General features: G+C 57.9%; 27 protein-coding genes and 3 tRNA genes. 13 read left to right on the top strand and 17 right to left on the bottom strand.

From position 1 onward, the window contains the following. Positions 1–31 precede the first annotated feature (31 nt). The 4 genes from pgsA to NA619_RS12710 all read left to right on the top strand — a co-directional run bounded on the left by pgsA (position 32) and on the right by NA619_RS12710 (position 1,215). Entirely contained in the window at positions 32–589 is a 558-nt protein-coding gene (pgsA, locus tag NA619_RS12725) for a CDP-diacylglycerol--glycerol-3-phosphate 3-phosphatidyltransferase (protein WP_255962217.1), read from the top strand. 70 nt (positions 590–659) lie between these two features. Continuing rightward, a tRNA-Gly gene (locus NA619_RS12720) sits at positions 660–735 on the top strand. A 43-nt stretch (positions 736–778) separates the two neighbouring features. Further along, positions 779–852 (top strand) — tRNA-Cys (locus NA619_RS12715). Between the two features lie 168 nt (positions 853–1,020). After that, positions 1,021–1,215: a PLD nuclease N-terminal domain-containing protein gene (locus NA619_RS12710; RefSeq protein ID WP_255962216.1), complete on the top strand. Its 195-nt coding sequence runs from the start codon at positions 1,021–1,023 to the stop codon at positions 1,213–1,215. Between the two features lie 39 nt (positions 1,216–1,254). Here the strand turns inward: NA619_RS12710 and NA619_RS12705 are convergent, their stop codons facing one another. Next, positions 1,255–2,259 carry a LacI family DNA-binding transcriptional regulator gene (locus NA619_RS12705; RefSeq protein WP_255962215.1) on the bottom strand — a complete coding sequence of 335 codons (1,005 nt, stop codon included), beginning with the start codon at positions 2,257–2,259 and terminating at the stop codon, positions 1,255–1,257. A 221-nt stretch (positions 2,260–2,480) separates the two neighbouring features. Between NA619_RS12705 and NA619_RS12700 the strand changes: the two genes are divergently transcribed. The 6 genes from NA619_RS12700 to NA619_RS12675 all read left to right on the top strand — a co-directional run bounded on the left by NA619_RS12700 (position 2,481) and on the right by NA619_RS12675 (position 8,300). Beyond that, entirely contained in the window at positions 2,481–3,647 is a 1,167-nt protein-coding gene (locus NA619_RS12700; RefSeq protein ID WP_255962214.1) for a Gfo/Idh/MocA family protein, read from the top strand. Between the two features lie 34 nt (positions 3,648–3,681). Then, complete coding sequence (locus NA619_RS12695; protein WP_255962213.1) at positions 3,682–4,728, top strand: sugar phosphate isomerase/epimerase family protein; 1,047 nt, start codon at positions 3,682–3,684, stop codon at positions 4,726–4,728. 44 nt (positions 4,729–4,772) lie between these two features. Beyond that, entirely contained in the window at positions 4,773–6,011 is a 1,239-nt protein-coding gene (locus NA619_RS12690) for a nucleoside permease (RefSeq protein ID WP_255962212.1), read from the top strand. A 237-nt stretch (positions 6,012–6,248) separates the two neighbouring features. Next, positions 6,249–6,686 (top strand): hypothetical protein, encoded by a 438-nt coding sequence (locus NA619_RS12685; protein WP_255962211.1) that lies wholly within the window; start codon positions 6,249–6,251, stop codon positions 6,684–6,686. A gap of 533 nt (positions 6,687–7,219) precedes the next feature. Then, entirely contained in the window at positions 7,220–7,426 is a 207-nt protein-coding gene (locus NA619_RS12680) for a carbon storage regulator (protein ID WP_255962210.1), read from the top strand. A gap of 250 nt (positions 7,427–7,676) precedes the next feature. Continuing rightward, the gene (locus NA619_RS12675; protein WP_255962209.1) at positions 7,677–8,300 is read left to right on the top strand and encodes a hypothetical protein; all 624 of its coding nucleotides are present in this window, start codon (positions 7,677–7,679) and stop codon (positions 8,298–8,300) included. Between the two features lie 300 nt (positions 8,301–8,600). Here NA619_RS12675 and NA619_RS12670 read toward each other — a convergent pair whose 3' ends face one another. From NA619_RS12670 to NA619_RS12610, 12 genes are all read right to left on the bottom strand, one after another. Then, positions 8,601–8,780, bottom strand: a complete 180-nt coding sequence (locus NA619_RS12670) for a hypothetical protein (protein WP_255962208.1) — start codon at positions 8,778–8,780, stop codon at positions 8,601–8,603. Positions 8,781–8,794: 14 nt separating this feature from the next. Continuing rightward, positions 8,795–9,919 (bottom strand): phage major capsid protein, encoded by a 1,125-nt coding sequence (locus NA619_RS12665; RefSeq protein WP_255962207.1) that lies wholly within the window; start codon positions 9,917–9,919, stop codon positions 8,795–8,797. 90 nt (positions 9,920–10,009) lie between these two features. After that, entirely contained in the window at positions 10,010–10,240 is a 231-nt protein-coding gene (locus NA619_RS12660; RefSeq protein WP_255962206.1) for a DNA-binding protein, read from the bottom strand. A gap of 19 nt (positions 10,241–10,259) precedes the next feature. Beyond that, a complete protein-coding gene (locus NA619_RS12655; RefSeq protein WP_255962205.1) occupies positions 10,260–10,595 on the bottom strand; it encodes a hypothetical protein in 336 nt (111 codons plus the stop codon). 1 nt (position 10,596) lies between these two features. Further along, positions 10,597–12,237: a YfjI family protein gene (locus NA619_RS12650; protein WP_255962204.1), complete on the bottom strand. Its 1,641-nt coding sequence runs from the start codon at positions 12,235–12,237 to the stop codon at positions 10,597–10,599. Then, on the bottom strand, positions 12,234–13,154 hold the full coding sequence (locus tag NA619_RS12645) for a toprim domain-containing protein (protein WP_255962203.1): 921 nt from the start codon (positions 13,152–13,154) through the stop codon (positions 12,234–12,236). The genes NA619_RS12650 and NA619_RS12645 overlap by 4 nt, the downstream gene beginning before the upstream one ends. Positions 13,155–13,157: 3 nt before the next feature. After that, complete coding sequence (locus tag NA619_RS12640; RefSeq protein WP_255962202.1) at positions 13,158–13,412, bottom strand: hypothetical protein; 255 nt, start codon at positions 13,410–13,412, stop codon at positions 13,158–13,160. Further along, positions 13,409–13,582: a hypothetical protein gene (locus NA619_RS12635; RefSeq protein ID WP_255962200.1), complete on the bottom strand. Its 174-nt coding sequence runs from the start codon at positions 13,580–13,582 to the stop codon at positions 13,409–13,411. The genes NA619_RS12640 and NA619_RS12635 overlap by 4 nt, the downstream gene beginning before the upstream one ends. Before the next feature lie 272 nt (positions 13,583–13,854). After that, entirely contained in the window at positions 13,855–14,139 is a 285-nt protein-coding gene (locus NA619_RS12630; protein ID WP_255962199.1) for a hypothetical protein, read from the bottom strand. Between the two features lie 296 nt (positions 14,140–14,435). Next, positions 14,436–15,059, bottom strand: coding sequence for a hypothetical protein (locus NA619_RS12620; RefSeq protein ID WP_255962197.1), 624 nt, complete (start codon positions 15,057–15,059; stop codon positions 14,436–14,438). Beyond that, entirely contained in the window at positions 15,056–16,366 is a 1,311-nt protein-coding gene (locus NA619_RS12615) for a tyrosine-type recombinase/integrase (RefSeq protein WP_255962315.1), read from the bottom strand. Before NA619_RS12615 ends, NA619_RS12620 begins: the two co-directional genes overlap by 4 nt. 161 nt (positions 16,367–16,527) lie before the next feature. Next, a tRNA-Leu gene (locus NA619_RS12610) sits at positions 16,528–16,614 on the bottom strand. A gap of 210 nt (positions 16,615–16,824) precedes the next feature. On the opposite strand from NA619_RS12610, the gene NA619_RS12605 reads away from it, so the two are divergent. Beyond that, the gene (locus NA619_RS12605; protein WP_255962196.1) at positions 16,825–17,106 is read left to right on the top strand and encodes a hypothetical protein; all 282 of its coding nucleotides are present in this window, start codon (positions 16,825–16,827) and stop codon (positions 17,104–17,106) included. Between the two features lie 224 nt (positions 17,107–17,330). Next, on the top strand, positions 17,331–17,591 hold the full coding sequence (locus NA619_RS12600; RefSeq protein ID WP_255962195.1) for a hypothetical protein: 261 nt from the start codon (positions 17,331–17,333) through the stop codon (positions 17,589–17,591). Positions 17,592–17,619: 28 nt separating this feature from the next. Here the strand turns inward: NA619_RS12600 and NA619_RS12595 are convergent, their stop codons facing one another. Next, positions 17,620–17,859 (bottom strand): hypothetical protein, encoded by a 240-nt coding sequence (locus NA619_RS12595; RefSeq protein WP_255962194.1) that lies wholly within the window; start codon positions 17,857–17,859, stop codon positions 17,620–17,622. A gap of 171 nt (positions 17,860–18,030) precedes the next feature. Between NA619_RS12595 and NA619_RS12590 the strand changes: the two genes are divergently transcribed. Beyond that, complete coding sequence (locus NA619_RS12590) at positions 18,031–18,777, top strand: FadR/GntR family transcriptional regulator (RefSeq protein WP_255962193.1); 747 nt, start codon at positions 18,031–18,033, stop codon at positions 18,775–18,777. Positions 18,778–18,899: 122 nt separating this feature from the next. Here the strand turns inward: NA619_RS12590 and NA619_RS12585 are convergent, their stop codons facing one another. The 3 genes from NA619_RS12585 to NA619_RS12575 form a co-directional block, all read right to left on the bottom strand. Then, positions 18,900–19,808 carry an EamA family transporter gene (locus tag NA619_RS12585; protein WP_255962192.1) on the bottom strand — a complete coding sequence of 303 codons (909 nt, stop codon included), beginning with the start codon at positions 19,806–19,808 and terminating at the stop codon, positions 18,900–18,902. 157 nt (positions 19,809–19,965) lie between these two features. Further along, entirely contained in the window at positions 19,966–21,246 is a 1,281-nt protein-coding gene (locus tag NA619_RS12580) for a TRAP transporter large permease (RefSeq protein WP_255962191.1), read from the bottom strand. Continuing rightward, positions 21,246–21,773: a TRAP transporter small permease gene (locus tag NA619_RS12575; protein WP_255962190.1), complete on the bottom strand. Its 528-nt coding sequence runs from the start codon at positions 21,771–21,773 to the stop codon at positions 21,246–21,248. Before NA619_RS12575 ends, NA619_RS12580 begins: the two co-directional genes overlap by 1 nt. Positions 21,774–21,776: the final 3 nt, after the last annotated feature.

The following is a 21,776-nucleotide window of genomic DNA, read 5'->3' as shown; positions in this document are numbered from 1 at the left end:
TCACCTCCTAAATCCGCGGACAGTGGTATCGATGAACATTCCAAACATTCTTACCGTGCTACGCGTACTGCTGATACCGATCATCATTCTGCTGTTCTACTTACCCTTCCAATGGAGCTACCTGGCCGCAAGCGCGGTATTCACCATCGCCGCTATAACTGACTGGCTGGATGGTTATCTGGCTCGTAAGCTCCAGCAAAGCACGCCATTTGGCGCTTTTCTCGATCCGGTCGCGGACAAGCTCATGGTGGCTGTGGCGCTCGTATTGCTGGTCGAAGAGCATGCGAATCTTTGGCTGACGCTGCCAGCCGCGATCATCATTGGGCGGGAGATCGTTATATCCGCACTGCGCGAATGGATGGCCGAGTTGGGCGCGCGCGCGCATGTGGCGGTATCCAGCCTGGGTAAGTGGAAGACGGCCGCACAGATGGTCGCGCTCATCATTCTTCTGGCCAACCCACCGCTCGCAACCATATGGGTAGGGCTCGGTTACAGCTTGTTGATCGTCGCTGCCGCCCTGACGTTATGGTCGATGGTCAATTACCTTATGGCTGCATGGCCTCACCTCAGTCCTACCGAAAAGAAATAAAAAACTTTTTTAATCAAAGGCTTGACGGGGCGTGCTGAAACTATAAAATGGCGCCCGTCACCAAGACGATGCGGGAATAGCTCAGTTGGTAGAGCACGACCTTGCCAAGGTCGGGGTCGCGAGTTCGAGTCTCGTTTCCCGCTCCAGTTTGTTGACGATAGCGCCGCGACATGCGGCGTTGTCGTTTGAGGCCGGTTGGCAGAGTGGTTATGCAGCGGATTGCAAATCCGTGTACGCCGGTTCGATTCCGACATCGGCCTCCATTAAATGAAGAAACCGTAAACGAAAGTTTGCGGTTTTTTTATGCCTGCAATTCAGCGGTCAAATATGTGTTTGGTGTCTTGCAGTCGAAATGGCCGTTCGCCCGCAAGAATGAACTGACTGACAAGCCGCGCAGCCTCAATAGGGTCGATTCCATTGAGGAGCACTGAATGTCGGACGTCATGAGTTATCTGGCGATAGCGGTCGCGGTAGCAGTTATTGCGCTGGATCTGCTGGCAATCATCAGCGTGTTCAAGAGCGATAGAACCGTCGGATCGAAAGCGCTGTGGGCTTTGGGGATTGCCTTGTTCCCAATTCTGGGTCTGGTGTTCTGGCTCATCGTCGGGTTACGACGCCGACACTGAGCGTCAGCTGTCTTCTAAGCAGCTCCGACGAAACCCTGTTCAGCGTGCAACGGCCGCCGTACTGCCTCGAATCACCAGCTGATGAGGAAGTACCAGGTGAGCAGTCTCCAGTGGCTGATGCGCGAACTGCGCGACGAGCATTTCGACTGCGTATCGCCCGAATGCTTCTGCAGGCTGAGCAATGGTCGTCAGCGGCGGGTCACAGAAGGCCGCGAACGGGATGTCATCGAAACCGGCGACCGAAATGTCCTGCGGCACACCCAGGCCCGCCTCGCGAATGCGCTTGATAGCGCCAATCGCCATCTCATCGTTTTCACAGAAGATTGCAGTCGGTCGCTCGATATTGCCGAGCAACTGGCCGGCCGCATCGTAGCCGGACTGAAGGGTGAAATTACCGCGGCAGAGCAGTGTGGGGTCAGGTGCTACGCCCGCTTGCCTCAATGCGTCTTCATAGCCGGCGATACGCTCACGGGTCAGCGGGCTACCTTGCGGACCCTTGATCAGTCCGATCCGTCGATGGCCTAGGCCAAGCAAGTGCTCGGTCATCTCATGGGCAGCAGCGCGGTTATCGAGCCGTAACGTTGGGCAGGGCGGGACATCCAGAATTTCACAGGCGTTGACCATGGGCGGGAGCCCTTCGCCTTGAGGACCTGAACTGCTGAATGGGTCGAATGCGCGCAGCTGAATCAGGCCATCGGCCTGGTGTGCACGCACCAGTTCGGCATAGGCGATTTCCACTTCCTCACGGCCAAGGGTGTCGCACAACAGCACGCGGTAGTCGATCGCCTGCGCGGCTTCCTGGATACCGCTGATTACCCGAGCGAAGAACACATTGGCTATCACCGGGACCAAGACCACCAGATTGCGGGTCTTGCGCGAGCGGAACTGCACCGCCATGAGGTTAGGGCGGTAGCCCGCCTGCTCGACTGCGGCAAGCACGCGATCCCGTGTCAGCGGGGACACGCGCTCCGGCATTTTCAACGTTCGCGATACCGTGGCCACCGACACGCCTGCCAGCTCGGCCACTTTGCGTATGTTTGACATAGATCCTCGGTTCAAATCATTCACGCAGCTCATTCCGCCTAGCCTAACCCAGCGAAGCGGGCGCGGGAGCAATCACACAACACATGCTCACTGATCTGGTTCTTCATCAATGATCGCTGAGTTGTCGACGTCCTCAAACGCCGAGACCGTGGCTTGACACCTCAGAAAGCACTGCTAGGTTGAATCGATGTAACCGGTTACATCGATTTTCAGGAGTAGTTATGGATTTGCGAGCGGCAACAAAAGCGAGGGTACGGGCAGGCCTTGTCGGTGGCGGCGAAGGAGCCTTCATCGGGCAGGTGCATCTTCAGGCCATGCGCCTGGATGGACGCTTCGAACTCGTTTGTGGCGCATTCAGCCGCAACCCGGAAAACAACAGGCGAACCGCTTCTGCACTGCACCTCGACCTGGAACGCTGCTATGACTCCTGGGAACAACTGCTGGCCGGCGAGGCTGCGCGGCCCTGCGATGAACGTCTGGAGTTGCTCGTCATCGTTACGCCGAATCACCTCCACGCGCCCATCGCCAAGGCTGCGCTTGAGTCCGGCTTTCATGTGTTCTCGGAAAAGCCGGCCGCACTGTCGCTCGCCGACACCCACGACCTTGCTGTGTCCCTAGCCAGGAGTGCTTGCCAGTACGGGCTGGCGCATACCTACCAGGGTTATCCGATGGTCTGGCAGGCGCAGCACATGGTGGCAACGGGTGCGCTCGGACGACTACGGAAAATCTACGTCGAGTATCCGCAAGGCTGGCTAAGCGAAGATCAGGCCGGGCAGGGCAACAAGCAGGCTGCCTGGCGTGGCGATCCATCAGTGGCCGGGCCGAGTGGTTGCATGGGTGACATCGGCGTGCACGCGTTCAACCTTGCAGAGTTCGTCAGTGGGCAACGGATCGGCCAGCTGTGCGCGGACCTCGGTGTGCATGTCGAGGGGCGCCAGCTCGATGACGACGGCGCCGTGCTGTTTCGCACCGATGCCGGTGCAAGCGGCGTGTTGATTGCCAGTCAGATCTGCAGCGGAGAAGAAAACGCGTTGACCTTGCGCCTGTACGGCGAGCGTGGCGGCTTGGAATGGCGGCAGCAGGATCCGGGCTCACTGCATTACCGCAGAATCGACGGGCCAGTCCAGACGCTACGAGCCGGCACTGATCAATCCTGGCTATGCGAAGCAGCCTTGAAGCGCATCCGTCTGCCCGCAGGGCATCCAGAGGGTTACATCGAAGCAATGGCCAATCTCTACACCGATCAGGCTTCAAGTATCCGTGATGGGCATCCATCGACTATTCCCGGTATCGATGCCGCGCTTCGGGGCATGTCTTTCATCGAAACGGTGCTAGCGAGCCAGCGCAGCGACAGCAAGTGGACCTCTTTCATCGCAAGCGAACGGTAGGACTCATATGTGCCAATCCTCACAATCTAGCGGCATGCGCGGCCCAGCCATATTTCTCGCGCAATTCCTCGGCGGCGAGCCTCCCTTCGACACGTTGCCCAACCTTGCCAGATGGGCCGCGTCGCTCGGGTATCGGGGCGTGCAACTTCCAACGCTCGGTGGGCAGTGTCTGGACTTGAAACAAGCCGCCGAAAGCCAGACCTACTGTGATGAGCTCGCCGGCATCTGCGCAGACGCCGGCGTGCAGATCAGCGAGCTTTCCACGCACCTGCAAGGCCAACTGGTGGCAGTGCACCCGGCGTTCGACGATCTAATCGATGATTTCGCGCCAGCAGAGCTGCGCGGCAGGCCGGCGGCCCGGACGGAATGGGCCATGGATCAATTGCGTCTTGCCGCGAAAGCTAGCCAGCGGCTTGGGCTCACTGCACATGCAACCTTTTCCGGCGCGCTGCTGTGGCCGTATTTTTACCCTTGGCCCCAGCGACCCAAAGGGTTGATCGAAGAAGGCTTCGCGGAGCTTACTCGCCGGTGGCGGCCGATTCTGGATGCGTTCGACGATGCAGGCGTTGACCTCTGCTTCGAGATTCACCCAGGTGAGGATCTTCATGACGGGGCTTCGTTCGAGCGCTTTCTCGAGGCTGTCGGTCAGCATCCCAGAGCGAAGATCCTTTACGACCCCAGTCACCTCCTGCTGCAGCAACTCGACTACCTCGGCTTCATTGACCGTTACCACGAGCGCATTGGCATGTTTCACGTCAAGGATGCGGAGTTCCGCGCAGATGCGCGCTCCGGCGTTTATGGCGGTTACCAGGACTGGATCGAACGCCCTGGCCGCTTTCGTTCGCTGGGAGATGGCCAAATCGATTTCAAACAGATCTTCAGCAAGCTGACCCAGTACGGTTATGACGGCTGGGCCGTGCTGGAGTGGGAGTGCTGCCTCAAGGATGGCGCACAAGGGGCAGAGGAGGGCGCTCGCTTCATCGAGCAGCATCTGATTACTCGCGCAACGCGAGCGTTCGACGACTTCGCCGGGGTTGGTAGCAGTGCCTCGAGAAACCGCCGGCTGCTAGGGCTCGAATAAGCACCTGACCGGCAAAAACGCGTGCATAAAACAAGGACAAGATCATGAGCACACTCAATGTACGGCTGAGCCTGATGATGTTTTTGCAGTTCTTCATCTGGGGCGGATGGTTCGTTACTCTCGGCACTTTTCTGGCTAATAATCTGGGCGCCAACGGCAGTCAGATAGGCATGGCGTTCTCCACTCAGTCCTGGGGCGCGATCCTGGCCCCGTTTGTGATTGGGCTGGTGGCTGACCGCTACTTCAATGCTGAACGCTTGCTGGCGATCCTCCATATGGTCGGGGCAGTCCTGCTGTTCCAGCTTTACCGGGCGAGTGATTTCGCCGCTTTTTATCCTTATGTGCTTGGCTACATGATCATCTACATGCCGACTTTGGCGCTGGTGAACGCTGTAGCGTTTCGGCAGATGCGTGACCCCGGACAGGAGTTCGCCAGGATCCGGGTGTGGGGCACGGTAGGTTGGATTGTTGCCGGGCTGGTAATCAGTTTTCTGTTTGGCTGGGATGCTCAGCAGGCGATCGCCGCTGGAGCACTGAAAAACACCTTTCTGATGTGCGCTATCGCCTCTGCGCTACTTGGCTTCTACAGTTTCAGCCTGCCAAGTACTCCGCCGCTGGCCAGGCGCGGCCAGGGCGGAATCAAAGAGATGCTCGGGCTCGATGCACTCAAGCTGTTGAAGGACCGGAGCTTCGCGATCTTCTTTCTGGCCTCGGTGCTGATCTGCATTCCGTTGGCCTTCTATTATCAAAACGCGAATCCCTTCCTCGCCGAAATCGGCGTCGATAATCCGACTGGAAAAATGACCCTCGGACAGATCTCGGAAGTGCTGTTCATGCTGCTACTGCCGTTGTTCATCCAGCGCTTCGGCATCAAGAAAACCCTGTTGATAGGCATGCTTGCCTGGTCGCTTCGATACGCCATGTTCGCCTATGGCAATAATGGTGATCTGCTGTTCATGCTGGTGGCCGGTATCGCACTGCATGGCATCTGCTATGACTTCTTCTTCGTCTCCGGGCAGATCTATACCGACGCCAAGGCGGGCGAGACCTTCAAAGGCTCAGCGCAAGGGCTCATTACCTTGGCAACCTATGGCGTGGGAATGCTGATCGGGTTCTGGGTTGCCGGAAAGGTCACCGACCACTTCGCAACGGCCGGCGCACATGACTGGCAAAGCATCTGGCTGTTCCCAGCTGTGTTTGCGCTCGGAGTGCTGCTGACGTTCCTGGTCGCCTTTCGGGAGCAGCGCCCAGTCAAGCTACCGGCATCGGCGAAGGTTGCGTAGTCAAGCAGCGGCGTGGCGTGGCGACCCTCTGACCAGCGAAGGCGGGCTGGATCAATCGGTCCGCCATGCTGGCATGAAGCAGCAACATCCTTCTGCCCATCGAAGCGAGCCACATGACGTGAAATAACGCATTTATGCGCGATTTGCCGTCAAAAAGTCCGGCCGGGGCCATAACAAACGGTGGCAACACAGTGCTGTGCTAGCCTCCTTCTAGGTATCTCACCTGAGGAGAGCGCAATGACTGACGACGAACTGCAGCAGTTGAAATCGAATGACTGCGATTGGTTTCTGCAAACGCTAGTGGAGTACGCCAACCACGGCTTGCATGTAGGGCTGACATTAACGACCGGGGCAGGGTTGGTTAGCGGTACGCTTATTGGAGGCTCCGAATACCTGGAAATGCAAAAGACGGAAATGGCGCTCGTCCTTAGCGATGAAGACCATGAGCATTTCAGCAGCATTGCGGACCAGTGGAAGGAGCGCTATATCAGGCCGCTGCCCGATAATGCGGAGCCCCTTTCGCCAGTATTTATTCATCTCAAGGATGCTTATCTATTAGCTGGCAATCACCTGATTCCCACCACCCGAGGAGTGCTATGGCGAGGAAAGCTAGACTCCGTTATCGGTTTCAACATTGGCACCTTGTCCGTCACGAATGACCTCGACGAAGGGTAGCGCGACAAGACCGCTGTTACTTTTCAGTAGGTGCCAAAAGGTGCCAAAGCCGCCCCGATAGTTACGCAGTTGCCGAGTTCAACAAACGGGGGCTGCTCTGCGAATACCGCAACAATATCTATTTGGAAAAAGGGCAGGAATTGAGCGGGACGGCTTAGACCGTGTCCGAATTTAGATTCGGAAAGAGGGGAGTGTTCTAGAAGCAGTCGCTGCAAGCGGCATAGATACTGGTGCCGGAGCGGGAATCGAATTTACCACCTAGGAAGCAGTGGATACGGGATTTAGCCCGGGTTATTCCTCATCCGTACCCCTAAGCGTACCCCTAAAACAAAAGACAACCTGCCTTAGATGCTAGAGCTTAAAGAAAGCTTAACGCCCCGTTTACTCTTATCTCCGTAGGCCCGAACTACGAGATGGGTACCCCATCGCGGCAATGATAGCCATGTCACATCATGGCGTTCAGGGCAGCTCACTTAATAGGGCCTGCTGATAATATGAGTGGCCCATCACGACTACCGCAAGGAAGCGACCACATGAGTTACCTAGTACTTACCCGCAAAGAAGGCCAACGCATTACCCTGCGCGTTCAGCCAGGCACCGATGCTGAGGATCTACTGGCCCAGCTGTTGCTGGACGGGATCACGATCAAGCTGAAAGACATCGATGGCAGCCGCGCTAAGATTGCTATTGAGGCACCAGCTGATCTGCAGATACTACGATCGGAACTCGAAGAGGCTTGATGGTTGGCGTGCTCGCCGATGGGGCCCCTTCCGACAGAACCGTTGATATTTTCGGCCTCGCTCGAGCCCAGCTCAGGGTCAGCCAATGTGCTGCGCATTCGGCAGAAAGCACAAGCGGGCGCCGGTCGTGCATCTCCGCGTTCGGCATCGAAGTCTTTTTTGATGCACCATAGGAAACGTTTCAAAAGCCTGCTTCAGATGTTGATGGCATATAGCTATCATGTCATTTCTTTAATGTATGGATATTGGTATGCAAAAAGCGCTTAGCATTGTTGTTTTTGCAATGTCGGTCACAGGTTGTGCTACCTCCACCCAAGACTACACGCCTCCAGCAAAGCAGGCTTTCGAGAATAGCCGCCATATAAACAAGCCATTCGAAGTTGTTTGGAATAACTTAGTTCGGCAGGCGAGTAGCGATTTTTTTGTCATCAATAACATTGATAAAGATTCGCGCCTCATGAACCTTTCATTTTCTAGCAGTAAACCAAGCGAATATGTGGACTGCGGCCGTTCTCGCAGGACCTTTGACAATGCGCGCGGTAAACAGACTTTCGAATATGAAGCCGCAGACAGCGCGAGGTTCATCATCACCAACCCTCAGCATCACGCTTTCCATGCGAACCGCAAGACCGAGGTAAGTGGCCGAGTGAATATCTATATAGCACCGGAAGGTGACGGAACGTTGGTCAGCGTCAATGGTAAATACGTCCTGCCTGTAACGGTGAGTTATGCGGCTTTGGCAGGCGGAGCACCGGCTGGTCAAGATAAATTCGAGTTTAATTTTTCCACTAAGCAGCCATATTCATCTGATGGTATTACTTGTTACTCGAAAGGAGTTATCGAGCGTAGATTGCTGGACATGGCAGTAAACTAGCTCCGTTCTTAAGGCAGTGGCAGGCGATCGCAAACTAGGAATCTATGTTGACCCCCGGTCGGTTTTTCGCGGGAATGTGCGCAAAGGGGGCCGAGGGGTCATGTAGATGGAGGCTGGGAACTCTAAACCCACCCCCTCCCTTCGAGCGCGAGAAGGTGCCTGCCACCAGCTTTGCTATCAGCTTGCTACCGAGGTTTTGAAGTGCTGCGCAGGCTGTCGCGGTTCTTTCATGACCTGGTGACTCACGACTTTACCCAGGGCCGGATGATTCGCGCAGTGGACCGTTCCGGCGACGGCTGATTAGAACTTCGGGTAGAGCACTGGCGGGTTCATCTTCAGCGAGTCGAGCACCTGCTCGGGTGAACGTCCTTTAGCCAATAGCTCGTTTATGCGTGACCGAATCCGCTCTCGCTGCGCGATAGCATGGAACGTGCTCAGCAATTCCCTAAGCGCCTTGTTTGTTTCCTGGTCATCGTTCATGCCAACCCCCTGACTTATGCCACGGCCAGAGTTACCAGGCGTGTTGCGCTGGGCGCATACAGCGCCAGGCCAGCTCGCAGCTCGGCGAGAATTGTCACCAGGTTACGGCGGAAGTTATCGCTGTCATGGCGGCTAAGCTGGACCGAAACCTGCTGACGATCGAGCAAGGCAGTGATCGATGTATCCATTACCAGAGCCTGACCGGCCGGCATCGATGGGCTTACTACAACGGGTACCCCCCACAGGCCAGCCGGGGACGGATCTCGGGGAGAACCAAGGATGTATTGGCCATCGCCCCCTTCGGCACGAGTGCTGGCCACAGCGAACCAGTCCACGGGATTCATCACCACGGCGTTAGCACTCCAACCGGCCGCCGACAGATCGGTGATCGCATAACCGACGCGGTCAGCGGCGCTGGTTGCGGTAGTCGTGAACGCTACAGCCTGCGGCACGATGCCTAAGATTCGGCCGTCACCACCTGCGCCGACCAGTACCTCATGCTCAAGCTTCTGACGGCAGCCGACTGATAGAACCTGGCCGATAAGATTTTGCAGACCGGCATTGTCGTCCAGCACTTGCAGGCTCGCCGGCAGCCAGTGGGCAATAGTCGCGACTTCCGCACGGGCTAGCTTGGTGGGCAGGTCGGTTTGCGCCTTAACGTCGCCTTCAACGATCTGGTAATCGGCAGCGTTGATGTAGTTATCCAGCACTACGAACTCATAGGTTCGCTCGTTTACTTTCACAACGGGAAGTAGATCAAGAATGCTCAGGCGGACGGCTGGCATTCCCTGGACGCCGGGGGCACGCAGGGTTGGCGTCGGGTAAACGGTATCGCCTGCCTGGCCGCTGTCAGGATTGCTCAGTGCCGCGCGGAGCCCGAACTCGGTAGTGATCTTACCGGTAGATGGACTGCCGGTACGGACGCTAGACAAGGCATCGCCGTCAACAACCGCTGTGGCTACAGGATTCGACTCTAGACGAGCAACTTTGAATCCGCCCGAAGGGATACGGGCAAATTCCTGTTCTAGCTCTCCAAGCTGGGTTTTGATTTGCTTAACCTCTTGGGCGCTAGCCTTAACGACGTCGGTGGCTTCCTTCACGCCATTAATCAACGTTTCCATCTGCGCTGTCGCACTCATTTGGCACTCCTGATTCGTTCATTTAATGGACTCACGGTACGAGCCGGAGCGCGCCAGGTCATGCGAACAAGGGTGTCAATAAGTCCGGGTTTATACGGTTTCCGTCGCGAACCTTTCGATATCCTCTATCCGGTAAAAGCGACGGTTGGCCCGCTGGACGTAAGGGAGCGGCGATAACCCCTTTGATGCCTGCCGCCTCATGTACTCGGGGGAATAGCCAAGCAGCATCGCTGTGGCTTGCTCCGGTATGAGCCCGCCAATAAGTGGCACGACATTCATTTGTTGCAACCGCTCCCTTATCTCAGCCTCGACAATGCTCATGCATTGATCTCCGTTTCGGTCAGGATTGGTACCACCTCGGATCGCTCTTGATGAGCGCGGCAACCTGATGTGGATCGGCAGCGATTTGCTCCACCAGGTCGTGCCGGTCGATAAAGCCCCGCTCAAGCAAATGGCCAGTGCTCACTCCGAGACATGACGCGACAGAAGCAAGCCAGCCAATTTGCTCCGGTGTTAGCGCGTCGTTTGCCGCTAGCTCGGCTAGCAATTCGGCGCGGTGCTGCCACAGGTACTGCCGATGGTTGTCGGTGATGCGGCTTGCCGGGGTGACGCGAAGGCGCCCCCCTTTCAGTTCGGCGGCCAACCCTTCCATTTGCAAGTAGTCAAGGGCGGCCATATTAGAAGTCCTCGAAATCACTTGGCGTGGCGACAGTGGCGACAGTGGCGACAGTGGCGACACACGCCGTATTACGCAGCGGTGACTCCGGCGACGCCTTGGCGACAGGTGGCGACAAGGGGCTGGGGATGGTTGGGGTGTCGCCATCCGTCGCCAGAGTGTCGCCACGATTCAAGCCTTGCCACCCCGTGGTTGTCGCCGTTGTCGCCATCGGGTTGATTCTGAAGTTCTTGCCGTCAACACTCAGCAGTTGGTGATGCTCTAGCAGGACAGCAAGCAGTTCGTCCCGCTGCTTGGAGCTCTTGCGAGCGAAGCGCGGACCTTCCCGTTGCAAGCGCCTGGCCTCGAAGCTTTTCCAGTCATGGACGAGCAGCCAGTCCAGCAGCTGCTGCGCCTTTTGCAAACGGGGTTCAGCCTTGGCCGGGTTGGTCAAACGCAAGGCCTCTGCCAGATACCACCGCACCAGCATGGCGGCACGCTCGACAATGGGAAGGGTAATTGCGCCGGCATTTTCCACCACCGCCAGCACACCAGCGATGCGCAGCACGTTTTCACCACCCTTGGCGGCGGTCGGCTTGATCTCTTGCAGATCACCGCCGTTTCCTAGCCCAGCCTCAATGGCGTCATGCGTGGCAATCCAAGCGTCCAGTGCCTGTTGGTCTAAGGGCAGGGCGGGCGGCTCCAACTCTCCCCGTTCATTCATGGGCGGCTCAAGCGCCAGCAACGAGGCCATGCGCTTCCAGTACAGTCCAAGCCGCCTGTCCTTGGTGGGGTCGCTGTCCCGATAGAAACGGGTTCCCGCCAGCGACTGAGGCCATGCGATAAGGAACCGAGCCAGAAAGCCCTGCCCCTGCATGACCGGATTAACCAGCACCTCTTGCGCGACGATGGGCTGAATCATTAGGTGTGCGCTCAGACGGCAGCCGCTGCGCGATGCGCTTTCGCCTTCGGCGGCGCGTGTGCGGGTAATTGGCGCACCGTCCCACAGCTTGGACAGGCCGGCTGCGCTCTTGAGCATGTTTTCAGGCTTGCTGGCATGGCCCCCGAAGAACTGGCCGCCCTCATCGCTGAACAGTCCTTGCGAGGCGTACCCGCGCAGCAGTGACTTTTGCAGGCCTTCCAGGGTTGGCTCTTCGGCAAGGATAAATGGCAGCGCTGGTGCTTCGGGCTCCACCAGTTTTGCCAGCTCAGCGGCGACGGTCTCCGGATCGCCTTTACACTTCTCGAGTGTCACGGTGCGGGCCTTCTGATAAGCGTCCCGATAGTCCCGGTACTGTTTCATTTCTGGCCCCGACTTCTCCAGCAGATCGCGCTGGCGCTCTTGATGCGCACGCAGCGCCAGCCTGTCAGCTGCCGACTTGCGATCGCCAGATTCGGCTACGGTCAGGCAAAACAGCGACAGTGGGATCAGCTGGCCAGCGCGTCGGGCATTTGCGTGCGGTTGTGCTGCCATTGCAGCTGCGGCTAAGACGGACTGTGCGGCGAGGGCGTCGGGCACCTGCACGGCTTCGACGATGGCGGCGGCAGCGCCACCCAGCAGTTCACCAAGTTCTTCAATTGGATAGGGTGCGGCGGTTTCCAAGCCGGGCAGTAGTGGCTGCGGCTCTGGATAGCTGTGAGGTGGAACAAGCGCCGTGGTCATGGGTGGGCCTCCCGCCATTGGCGCAGGTCGTTGAAGTCGGAGAGGCTCAGGGGTTCGGCCCCGCTCCAGGGCGGGAATACCACGCCACAGCCGAGCATGGCGGCAGCATGGTTGGCGGCAGCGCGGCCGGGGTTGCCCTCGGTCTGGCGGTCGTCATCGCCAGCTACGATCAGCGGGTTTTCCGGGTACTGACGTTGGAGTTGTTGCCCGACTTCCAGCAGGTTGCCGGCATTCATTGCACAAGCCACGGCGGCGCCGTTGTGCTCGTGGATGGTGGCGCCCGTTGCCCAGCCTTCGCAAAGGTAGAGAGGCGCACCGGCCGCCAGCACGCCGATGGGTGAATAGCAGCCCTTTACTCGCCCACCAGACAGGAACCGCTTGGAGCCGTCCATAGTGATGCGTTGCAAATTCACCAGCACGCGGTCCAGATACAGCGGCACCAGCAGTAACGTTCCCCGCTGGCGCAGGTTGTGCGGCTGGCAGCCCTTGCGGATTATGTAGGGGTGGCCCAAATCAGCCGGGGCGGCGGTGCTCCATAGGCGCTGCGCCTCGATCGCGGCGGTCTGCTGGCGCTGCTGCTGCTCGGTCTGCCGCTGGCGCCGGGCTTGCTCGGTGCGCTGGCGGATCAAGTCGGCCTCAAACGGATCGGCAGGCTTGCGGCTGCTCCAGGTGTGCGAGCCGTTAGCCTTCCAGCTGCCGAATGCCCCGGAGGCGATGCCGTCCAGGTACAGGACGTACCATCCGTTTTGCGTGCCTGGCTTGTCCTCCGGTACGCGGAAGCGGTGTATGTCCCCGTCAGCGATCGGTAACCAATTAAGCGGTCCGAACGCGGCCTGCATCGCGTCTCGGAAAGCCAGCTCGGGTTTTTCAAGGCCGAGCGATCCCTTCAGCGCATGGGCGCTGTTTTTGTTTTTCATGGGTTACTCCCCGGCTTGGTTGCGGGCGGCGCTGAGCTCTTGCTCGAGCCTTTGACGCTCACGCTCTAGGTAGTTAGCGCCTTCGTCAGCCAGGTACTGACCCAGGCTGGCCAGATCCTTCGCCTTGAGGCCGTAACCGCGAGTGATATCGGCGTCGATAGCGACCATCAAAGCAGACAGCCAGCGGGTGTGCTGCTCACCGAAACCAATCGATTCGATGGCGTCGGCCGCGATGCTTTCAGAAGTGCGGGGAATCATTGCGCACCTCCTTCGGCTTCCAGAGCGCGGGCACGCTCCATGGCCAAGTTATATCGGCGCAGACGTACAGCCAGGCTTGAATCAGCGCGCAGGGCAGCGAACGCGCGGGCCTTCCAGGCGGCAGCGTGGGATTTGGACGGATTGAGGGTAAGGGTATGACGGATTGTCATGGTGGTAGTCCTTGGATAGCGGCTTAAAACTCCGCGGCCATGACGCCAATCATGGAGGGCGGAACCGTGCAGGTTGGCGTGGCAGTCCAAGGGCTGCTGAGCACGAATGCTCCCCACACGGCCCGCCCATAAAGGACTAGCCATGTTGCGGACACAAAAAAACCGCTCGTTAGGCGGTGTGTCCGCCTTGGAATTCAGGACGCCAATCCAGGTCGCTGATTTTGCAGCGACGGGCAGACAATACCTCTGGGCGCAGACCGGGGCAAGTTCATTCATTGCAAACCCTCCGGCGCGGTGTGAATCGGAAGGCGCGAAGCATCGACAGTAGTTATTAGCGTGGCGCGGCTGAAGCCTCTTACTTGCAAGATCGTCGAGAGGCTGAGAAAAGAAACGAGGATCACATCATCAGACGGGGCGCTGCTCTTGCGGGCATAACCGACGATGAGCGGCAACACCTGTTCGATGAAGAACTGACGGTGGTCGTTGATGTGGTGATGGTTATAATCGGCGTGCATGTTGTGCAGGCCGCTTTCCTTCGCCGGGGCGGCCTTTTTCATGCGCAGTCCCTCGCTTCGATCTTGGCCCGAAGCCAGGCATTCACCTCGGCAACAACGTAGTACGAGGCTGATTGCCGGGTGGCACCAAACTTGATCGGCTTGGGAAAGGTTGAATCTTTCTCGCGCAGCTTTTGTAGGCCGCTGCGAGTTTGGCCGATGGCTTTGCAGACTTCGGTCTGGGAGATTAGAGATTGGTCTACGCTGGGGTGGCTTGTGAGCATTTGAGAGCATCCGTTTGGTTTGGATGCCCCCCATTATTCACAGAGAATGACTGAGAGATAGTGCGGTGATTGCACCTATTTAGGTTGAATCGCCGCCTCGCGCTGCAAACGCTTGAAAGCCCTGTGAGCTGCTTCTTCTGTCGCAGGTACGTTTGCGATGCCTGCGGCAATGATGATGTTTGCCGCTAAATCAACGATTTCCTTTTCTGTAAGCTGGTGATTGGAGTGGTTCTGGAGAAGCTCTGAAACGTCTGATAGGAGCCAGCGTTCGAGGTTCTTCAATTGACCTCCAGATTTACCCCTGTACGACTCAAATTCTTTGGCTACTTCCGTCGTGGCGACATGCAATCTTGTAAGCCATATGCCCAGCTCGTATTCCATGTCGTTGTACGAAGTCCTCCACGGAGATAGGCGGTAAACGTCCTTCAGTTTTGCTCTAGCGTTTTCAGGATTTAATTTGATCGACTCATTCAATCGCTGCGCTTGATCCGCTATGGAGTGAAGATGCTTGATGGTCTGAGCCTTGGTCGCCATGGTCTTATGAAACTTCCAATCGCTTCGGTATTGCCCCACGCGTATACCGATAAGACGTTCGACTTCTTTCGTGTCGCCAGGCAGTTGCTGAATTAGCGCAACGCACCGTTCAGGCAAGGATTCATCAACCCCACCGCCTGTTTGCTGAGGCTTCATTTTCTTCATGCCCTTAGCTCCACTACGTTGGCGCCACTTTTGCCACGGTGCGCGAACTCATATGGCGTGATGTGCTGGTGGCGGTTGGCGTCGAGGTAGTCCGCCCACCAGGTCATCATCAGCCGGCGTTCTTCCAGGTGTTCTGCCTTGTGGATGTAAGCGGCGCGGACGCCATTGCGCTCTTGGTGGCTCATCTGCCTCTCTACCGCGTCGCGGCTCCATAAGCCGGATTCCACCAGCGCCGAACAAGCCATAGTGCGGAAACCGTGCCCGCATACGTCCGCTTTGGTGTCATAGCCCATGCGGCGCAGCGACTTGTTAACCGTGTTTTCCGAGAGCGGCTTCCAATGGTGGTGATCGCCAGCAAAGACCAGCTCGAAGCGGCCAGTAAGCGGCTTGATTGCATCCAGGGTGGCAAATGCCTGGCGACTCAGCGGCACCATGTGCGGTGTGCCCATCTTGGCGCCACGGTGCGAGTGCTTCACGCCTTCGATGGGCTTACGCTCGCCGGGGATGATCCACATAGAACGGCCGAAGTCGATCTCATCCCAGCGGGCAAATCGGAGCTCGCTGGAACGGATGAATACCTGCAAGGTGAGCTGTACGGCCAGACGGGTTAGCGGCCGCCCGGTGTCGGCCTCGATGCGCTCCAGCAGCTCGGGGAGTCGCTCCAATGGCAGGGCAGGGCGGTGCCTTGTCTTCGGCGTGGCGGTGCCTCCCAGCAGATCAAGCGCTGGGTTGTAGTCGATCATGTTGCGCTGGACGCCGGTTCGCATGATGCCAACGACGCGTTGCCGCAGCCGGCCGGCTAGATCCAATGCGCCGCGCTTCTCCACCAGCTTTAACGCGGCCAGCAGATCGCTGGTCTTGAGGTCAGCGATAGGACGGTCCCCAAGCAGCGGGAATAGATCGGCTTCGGACTCGTTCATTACACGGGTGGCGTGACCCTTCGACCATTTGCCGGCCATGCTCGTGTGCCACTCCAGCGCAACGGCCTTGAAGGTATTGCATGATGACTGCGCCGCCTTGATCCGTTTCTGACCTTCGTGCTCGATTGGGTCTATACCCTTTGCGAGCAATTCCGTCGCCTCGGCTCGTTTGGCCCTGGCTGCTTTCAATCCAGTTGCTGGATAGCTGCCGAAGGTAGCGAGTCCTTCTCTGCCGTCAGGACGCTTGAACTTGAAGCGCCAGACCTTACTCGCGTTCGCCTTCACAAGCAGGAACAGGCCGCCGCCGTCGGACAGTTTGTAGTCCTTATCACGGGGGCGTGATGCTTCGCATTTTGAGTCAGAAAGAGGGGTGACCGTGCGCGCCATAGGGGTACGCTCCATTATCGAACCTGCGTACCCCTAAACGTACCCCTAAACAGATGGTATGTATAGATGCATTCGTATGACCCCAGATACAACAAAACCGGCAACGGAGGCCGGTTTTACTGGGTTTCAGGTTCACATGGGGACGTCTGAAATCATGCTCTTGGTGCCCGGAGCGGGAATCGAACCCGCATACCCTTTCGGATGAGGGATTTTAAGTCCCTTGCGTCTACCAATTTCGCCATCCGGGCCTGGATGATCACGCGACGTGTAGTCGCGGCGCAGGACTATAACGAGCAGCTGGGCAGGGTGCAACTCTGAGGGTGGTTGCATGGGTGCGCCGGCACGATTTATTTGCTGATACTCCATCGTGATTCGGTTCAGGACTAGTGGCTGCTTTTGCTCTGAACGTCGAAGCGGACTCAGCCTCTCATATACAAGACCAACGAGCGGAGGCGGTTATGACTACCCAGCACCGAAATGATGGACTGTCGAGCGATCAGCAAAATCTGAGTAGCGGCGCTGATGCGAACGATGACGGAATCCTCGTCCCTGGATCGCCGCCGCCGCTGGGTACGGAGCGAACCGACGTGAATCCTGGCGATGAAGCGGGCATCGACGAATTGCCTCACAACGATGGTGAGGTGCCGCTGGATTCCGATGACGATGCAGTGCTTGATGAAGATGTGCCCGACATTGATGTCGACAATGCCGAGCTCGATGACGCGCCCAATCCACGCTGATAGCCGGCCATTAAAAAGCCCCGCACGAGGCGGGGCTATAGGCGTTGTGTCTGTCGTTCCGTAGTCCCTGATGCCGACGTCTGCCGGCTGGTCCATTCGAGCATCCTGTCTCGTTGCGCGTCCTGCGCTACTGGAGAGAATCATATTCAGATCGCGGGTCGGCAGGAATGGACGAAACCCACCAGGCTGTGTCAGCCATAGCGTACAAACTCCAAGGCAGTTATATGCAGATTGATTTCAAGCCGGTTCTGTTGGTCATCGCCACCGGACTCATTGGCGGTTGCTCAAGCTTCGAATCCGTTCCGCCGCCGGAGGGTGATGATGAGTACGTCTTTGCTTGCGCCAAAGCTGCAGGACAATCGGAATGCGAAGCACGGGCAGCCTCAGTCTGCCCGGACGGGTTCGAGACGTTGAGCAGTGAGGAGAATTTCGAGCGAAAGGAACTGCGGATCAGGTGTTCGGAGGACGCCGACAGCGCTCGTTGATCAAGACGCTGCCGGGAAGACGCTGCGCTCAGCTGTCCAACAACTCCTGAGCTTCGCCGAGAACCTTGAGCGAGCCTTCATGATCGCCCGCGTTGTGTAGCTTCTCGCCTTCCTCACGTAGCGATTTGACCCGGGTCAGAATCGCAGGATCGGCTGGCGGATTTGACTGTAATTGCTCGTCGATCTTGGCCATGTCCATTGGGCAGTGCATGGCCCAGAGTGGGGTGCTTACAACGGCTGCAGCGAGAAATAGCATTGTGCGGCGCATGATGTCAGTCTCCTGATAAATGGCTAGGTCCAATGCAGTATAGAACCCACCGAAATTCAGCAGCGTTTTCGGACATAAGGTCGACTAGTCAATATACGGTGGTCGGATAGTTATCGTACAACTACTCGGCTATGATAAGGATAACTTGGCTTCAACGAGATCGATGTGCTCATGGAAAACCAGATTGCCCCACCGCGTGTTCGCAGAAAGCACCGCAGCCTTGCGCAGGAGCTGGTAACGGAGCTGTCGCAGCAAATACGTGATGGCCACATCAAGCGTGGCGACAAGCTGCCAACCGAGTCGGCGATCATGCAGGCTCAGGGTGTGAGCCGTACGGTCGTCCGAGAGGCGATTTCGAGGCTGCAGGCATCTGGCCTGGTAGAAACGCGCCATGGCATCGGCACTTTCGTGCTTGATACGCCAAGCACCACCGGGCTGCGGATCGATCCGGCCACCATCGGTACGCTGCGTGATGTGCTGTCGATCCTGGAGCTGCGTATCAGTCTCGAGGTCGAATCCGCAGGCCTTGCCGCACTACGTCGCACACCCGAACAACTGGCTGCCATGCGCGCTTTTCTCGATTCGTTGCAGCAAAGCGCAGCGCTTTCCAGCGAAGCAGCGGTATCCGACTTCCAGTTCCACCTTCAGATCGCGGAAGCAACGGGCAACCGGTACTTCACCGACATCATGAATCACCTGGGCACGGCAATCATTCCGCGCAGCCGCCTGAATTCTGCTCGTCTGGCTCATGATGATCAGCCGCACTATCAGCAGCGCCTCGGTCGTGAACACGAGCAGATCTATGATGCGATCGCCCGCCAGGATGCCGAGTCCGCGAGAGCGGCGATGCGCTTGCACCTGACCAACAGCCGCGAGCGCTTGCGCCAGGCGCACGAAGAAGCCGAGACGGACGACTGACCGAATTTACGGACCCAAACCGTCCAGCGAGCATCCTTTCTATACTGGCCGATAGGCGCAGCGCTTCGTTATTGCGCTCCCGCTTGGCGCCAGGCGTGCTAGCTATGCTCTGGTTCGCCTGATCAATTCTTGCGATACGCCAGAAGGACAATACCGCCCACCACGATGAGGCCGCCCAGAATCTGCAGGGGGGCCAGCAACTGGCCAAGCACCAACCAGCCAAGCAGCATGCCCGCGACGGGTTCCGCATTCATGACTGGCGCGTTGCGAGCGATGTTCAGTCGCGGCATGCAGATAAAGAGCGTGGAGAAAGCCGCGCCATAGAGAAGCACCAGACAGCCCAGCGCGATCCAACCGGCGGTTGCGTTGGGCAAGCCTAGCCCTCCCGGTATCAGGCCGGTTGCACCGAGCAGGGCCGAAGCGCCAAAGACCAAAACCAGCGTCAGCATGCTCCGCACCGAACCGGCCATGCTCGAGAGCTTATGTTCGGTGACCCATAGCGCCAGAGCGAACACCCCGGCTGCGGTTAGGCTGAACAAAATGCCGGCCAGCCATTCACCATCGGGCGCCTCGCTACTCATCAGCCGTGTCGGGACGTCCAGCACCAATACGAGGCCGACCAAAATCAAGCCCATGATCGCCGCGGCCTGACGGGTTGGTCTCGGGCCGCCGAGCGCCCACGTAAGCAGTGCCAGCAGTATTGGCGAGAGATTGACTACCAGCAGAGCCAGTGCAACAGGAATGCGTGCTACGGCCGAGTAGATACAAAAACTCTGAACCGCAATCAGCAGCCCTAGAAGGATCTGCCAGCGCCATGTACTGCCGCTCAAGCGCAGGGACTGACGCTGCCATAGCACAATCCCAGCTAACGCCAGCAGCGTTACACCGGCGCGGCAGAGCATAGCCAGCAACAGGCCGGTGTTGTGATCGAACGCAATGCGCGCAGCGACATGGTTGGCCGCGAACGAGCAAGCCAGTGTCGCCAGGACCAGTACGGCGATGTGACGGGGAAATGGTGCTGGGGTTTGCATCGTGGTCAATCCTGTCCTATGCAACATCACTATGTCCGGCTGCTGTCTGCAGCCGGAGTTGGCAGTACTTCGTCGTTTCGCTGTGTAGATCGTTCATGGCTAATAAAGTAAAACGCCGCCCGGGTGGGCGGCGTCCTCGTCCATCTGTAAATGACTGTCAGAGCACCATGCTCGGCAACCAGAGTGAGATTGCTGGAATGTAAGTAACGGCGATCAGCACCAGGAACAGCGCACAGTAGAAGGGCAGCAGCGCTTTCACGGTGTTCTCGATGGTCACCTTACCGATGGCCGCACCGACGAAGAGCACAGCGCCCACCGGTGGAGTGATCAATCCAATGCCCAGGTTGACCAGCATGATCATGCCGAAGTGCACTGGGTCGACCCCGATACCCAGAATCACTGGCATCAGAATCGGTGTCAGGATCAGGATCAACGGAGCCATGTCCATCAGCGTGCCCAACGCCAGCAGCATCAAATTGATGCACATGAGGATCACATAGCGATTGTCCGACAGAGTCAGGAACATCGTGGTGATCTTCGAGGGTATCTGCATCAGCGTCATGATGTAGCCGAAGCTTGCTGCAAAGGCGATCAGGATCATTACCACCGACAGGGTGCGAACGGTGCGATGCAGCAGCTTAGGCAGTTCGCGCCACTTGTAGTCGCGGTAGATGAACATGGTCACGAAGAACGCCCAGACCACTGCAATCGACGCAGACTCGGTCGCCGTGAATATCCCGGAGAGGATACCGCCGAGGATAATGACCATCGTCATCAAGCCCCAAAGCGCTTCGACACAGATCTTCAACGCCTGCTTGAGCGGGATGACCTCGCCCTTTGGGTAGTTGCGCACCCGAGCAAAGATCAGACACATGGTCATCATCACTGCGCTCAGCAACAAGCCTGGCCCGATGCCCGCGATGAACAGCGATGAGATGGACACCGTGCCGCCTGCAGCGAGCGAGTAGAGGACCGAGTTGTGGCTGGGTGGCGTCAGCAACGCCTGAACCGAGCCGCTGACAGTTACGGCAGTTGAGAACTCCCGCGGATAGCCCTTCTTTTCCATTTCGGGAATCAGCACCGAACCGACCGAGGCAGTGTCAGCCAGTGACGATCCGGAGATCGCGCCAAAGAAAGTCGAGGCCATGATATTGACCAGCGACAGACCGCCACGAACGAAGCCGACCAGTACCCCGGCGAAAGCCACCAGGCGCCGGGACATGCCACCTTCGGCCATGATCGCGCCGGCCAGGACGAAGAACGGAATGGCTAACAGTGAGAACTTGTTGACGCCACCAGCTACCTGGATCATCACCGCGTCGAATGGAATGTCGATCCACCAGGCGCCGATCAGCGCGGACAGGCCCAGCGCGTAGGCCACCGGCATACGGAGCAGAAAGAGGACAGCGAAACTGCCGAGTAGAACCAGCGCGTCCATTACGTTGCCTCCTTGCTGCTTTCTACGAATTCATAATCGACCGCGCGGCGTTGGCTCTGGTCGCCGAATACCATTCGCTCGAGGACGAAGATCAGTGTGATAGCCCCACCAAGAGGGATAGGTGCGTATGCGATACCAACGCGCAAGGTCGGCAGGGTGCTCATGAACTGGTTCCAGGTCGCCATGCACAGCTTCACACCCCAGATCGTCATGAACAGGCAAATGATCCCCATGAGGATCTGTACCAGCACTTCGACGTGGCGGTGCAGATAGACAGGAAGACGGTCGGTGAACATGGTCACCGCCATATGCGCGCCGGCGCGATAGCTCGCCGCAGCGCCAAGAAATGTGAATATCACCATCAACAGAATGGCCACGGGCTCAGGCCAGCCGGCTCCGGTGCCTAGCACGTAGCGCGCGAATATCCCCCAGGGGATGATCATGGACATGACCACGATGGCCAGCCCCGCGACCCATACACAGGTCTTGTAGATCGCGTCATTGACGCGCAGCAGCGTGTTTTTCATCAG

It is taken from the genome of Stutzerimonas stutzeri (assembly GCF_024448895.1).
GTDB lineage: Bacteria > Pseudomonadota > Gammaproteobacteria > Pseudomonadales > Pseudomonadaceae > Stutzerimonas > Stutzerimonas stutzeri_Q.
Note: the sequence above shows the minus strand (reverse complement) of the source record. Positions and strands in the feature narration are given on the sequence as shown.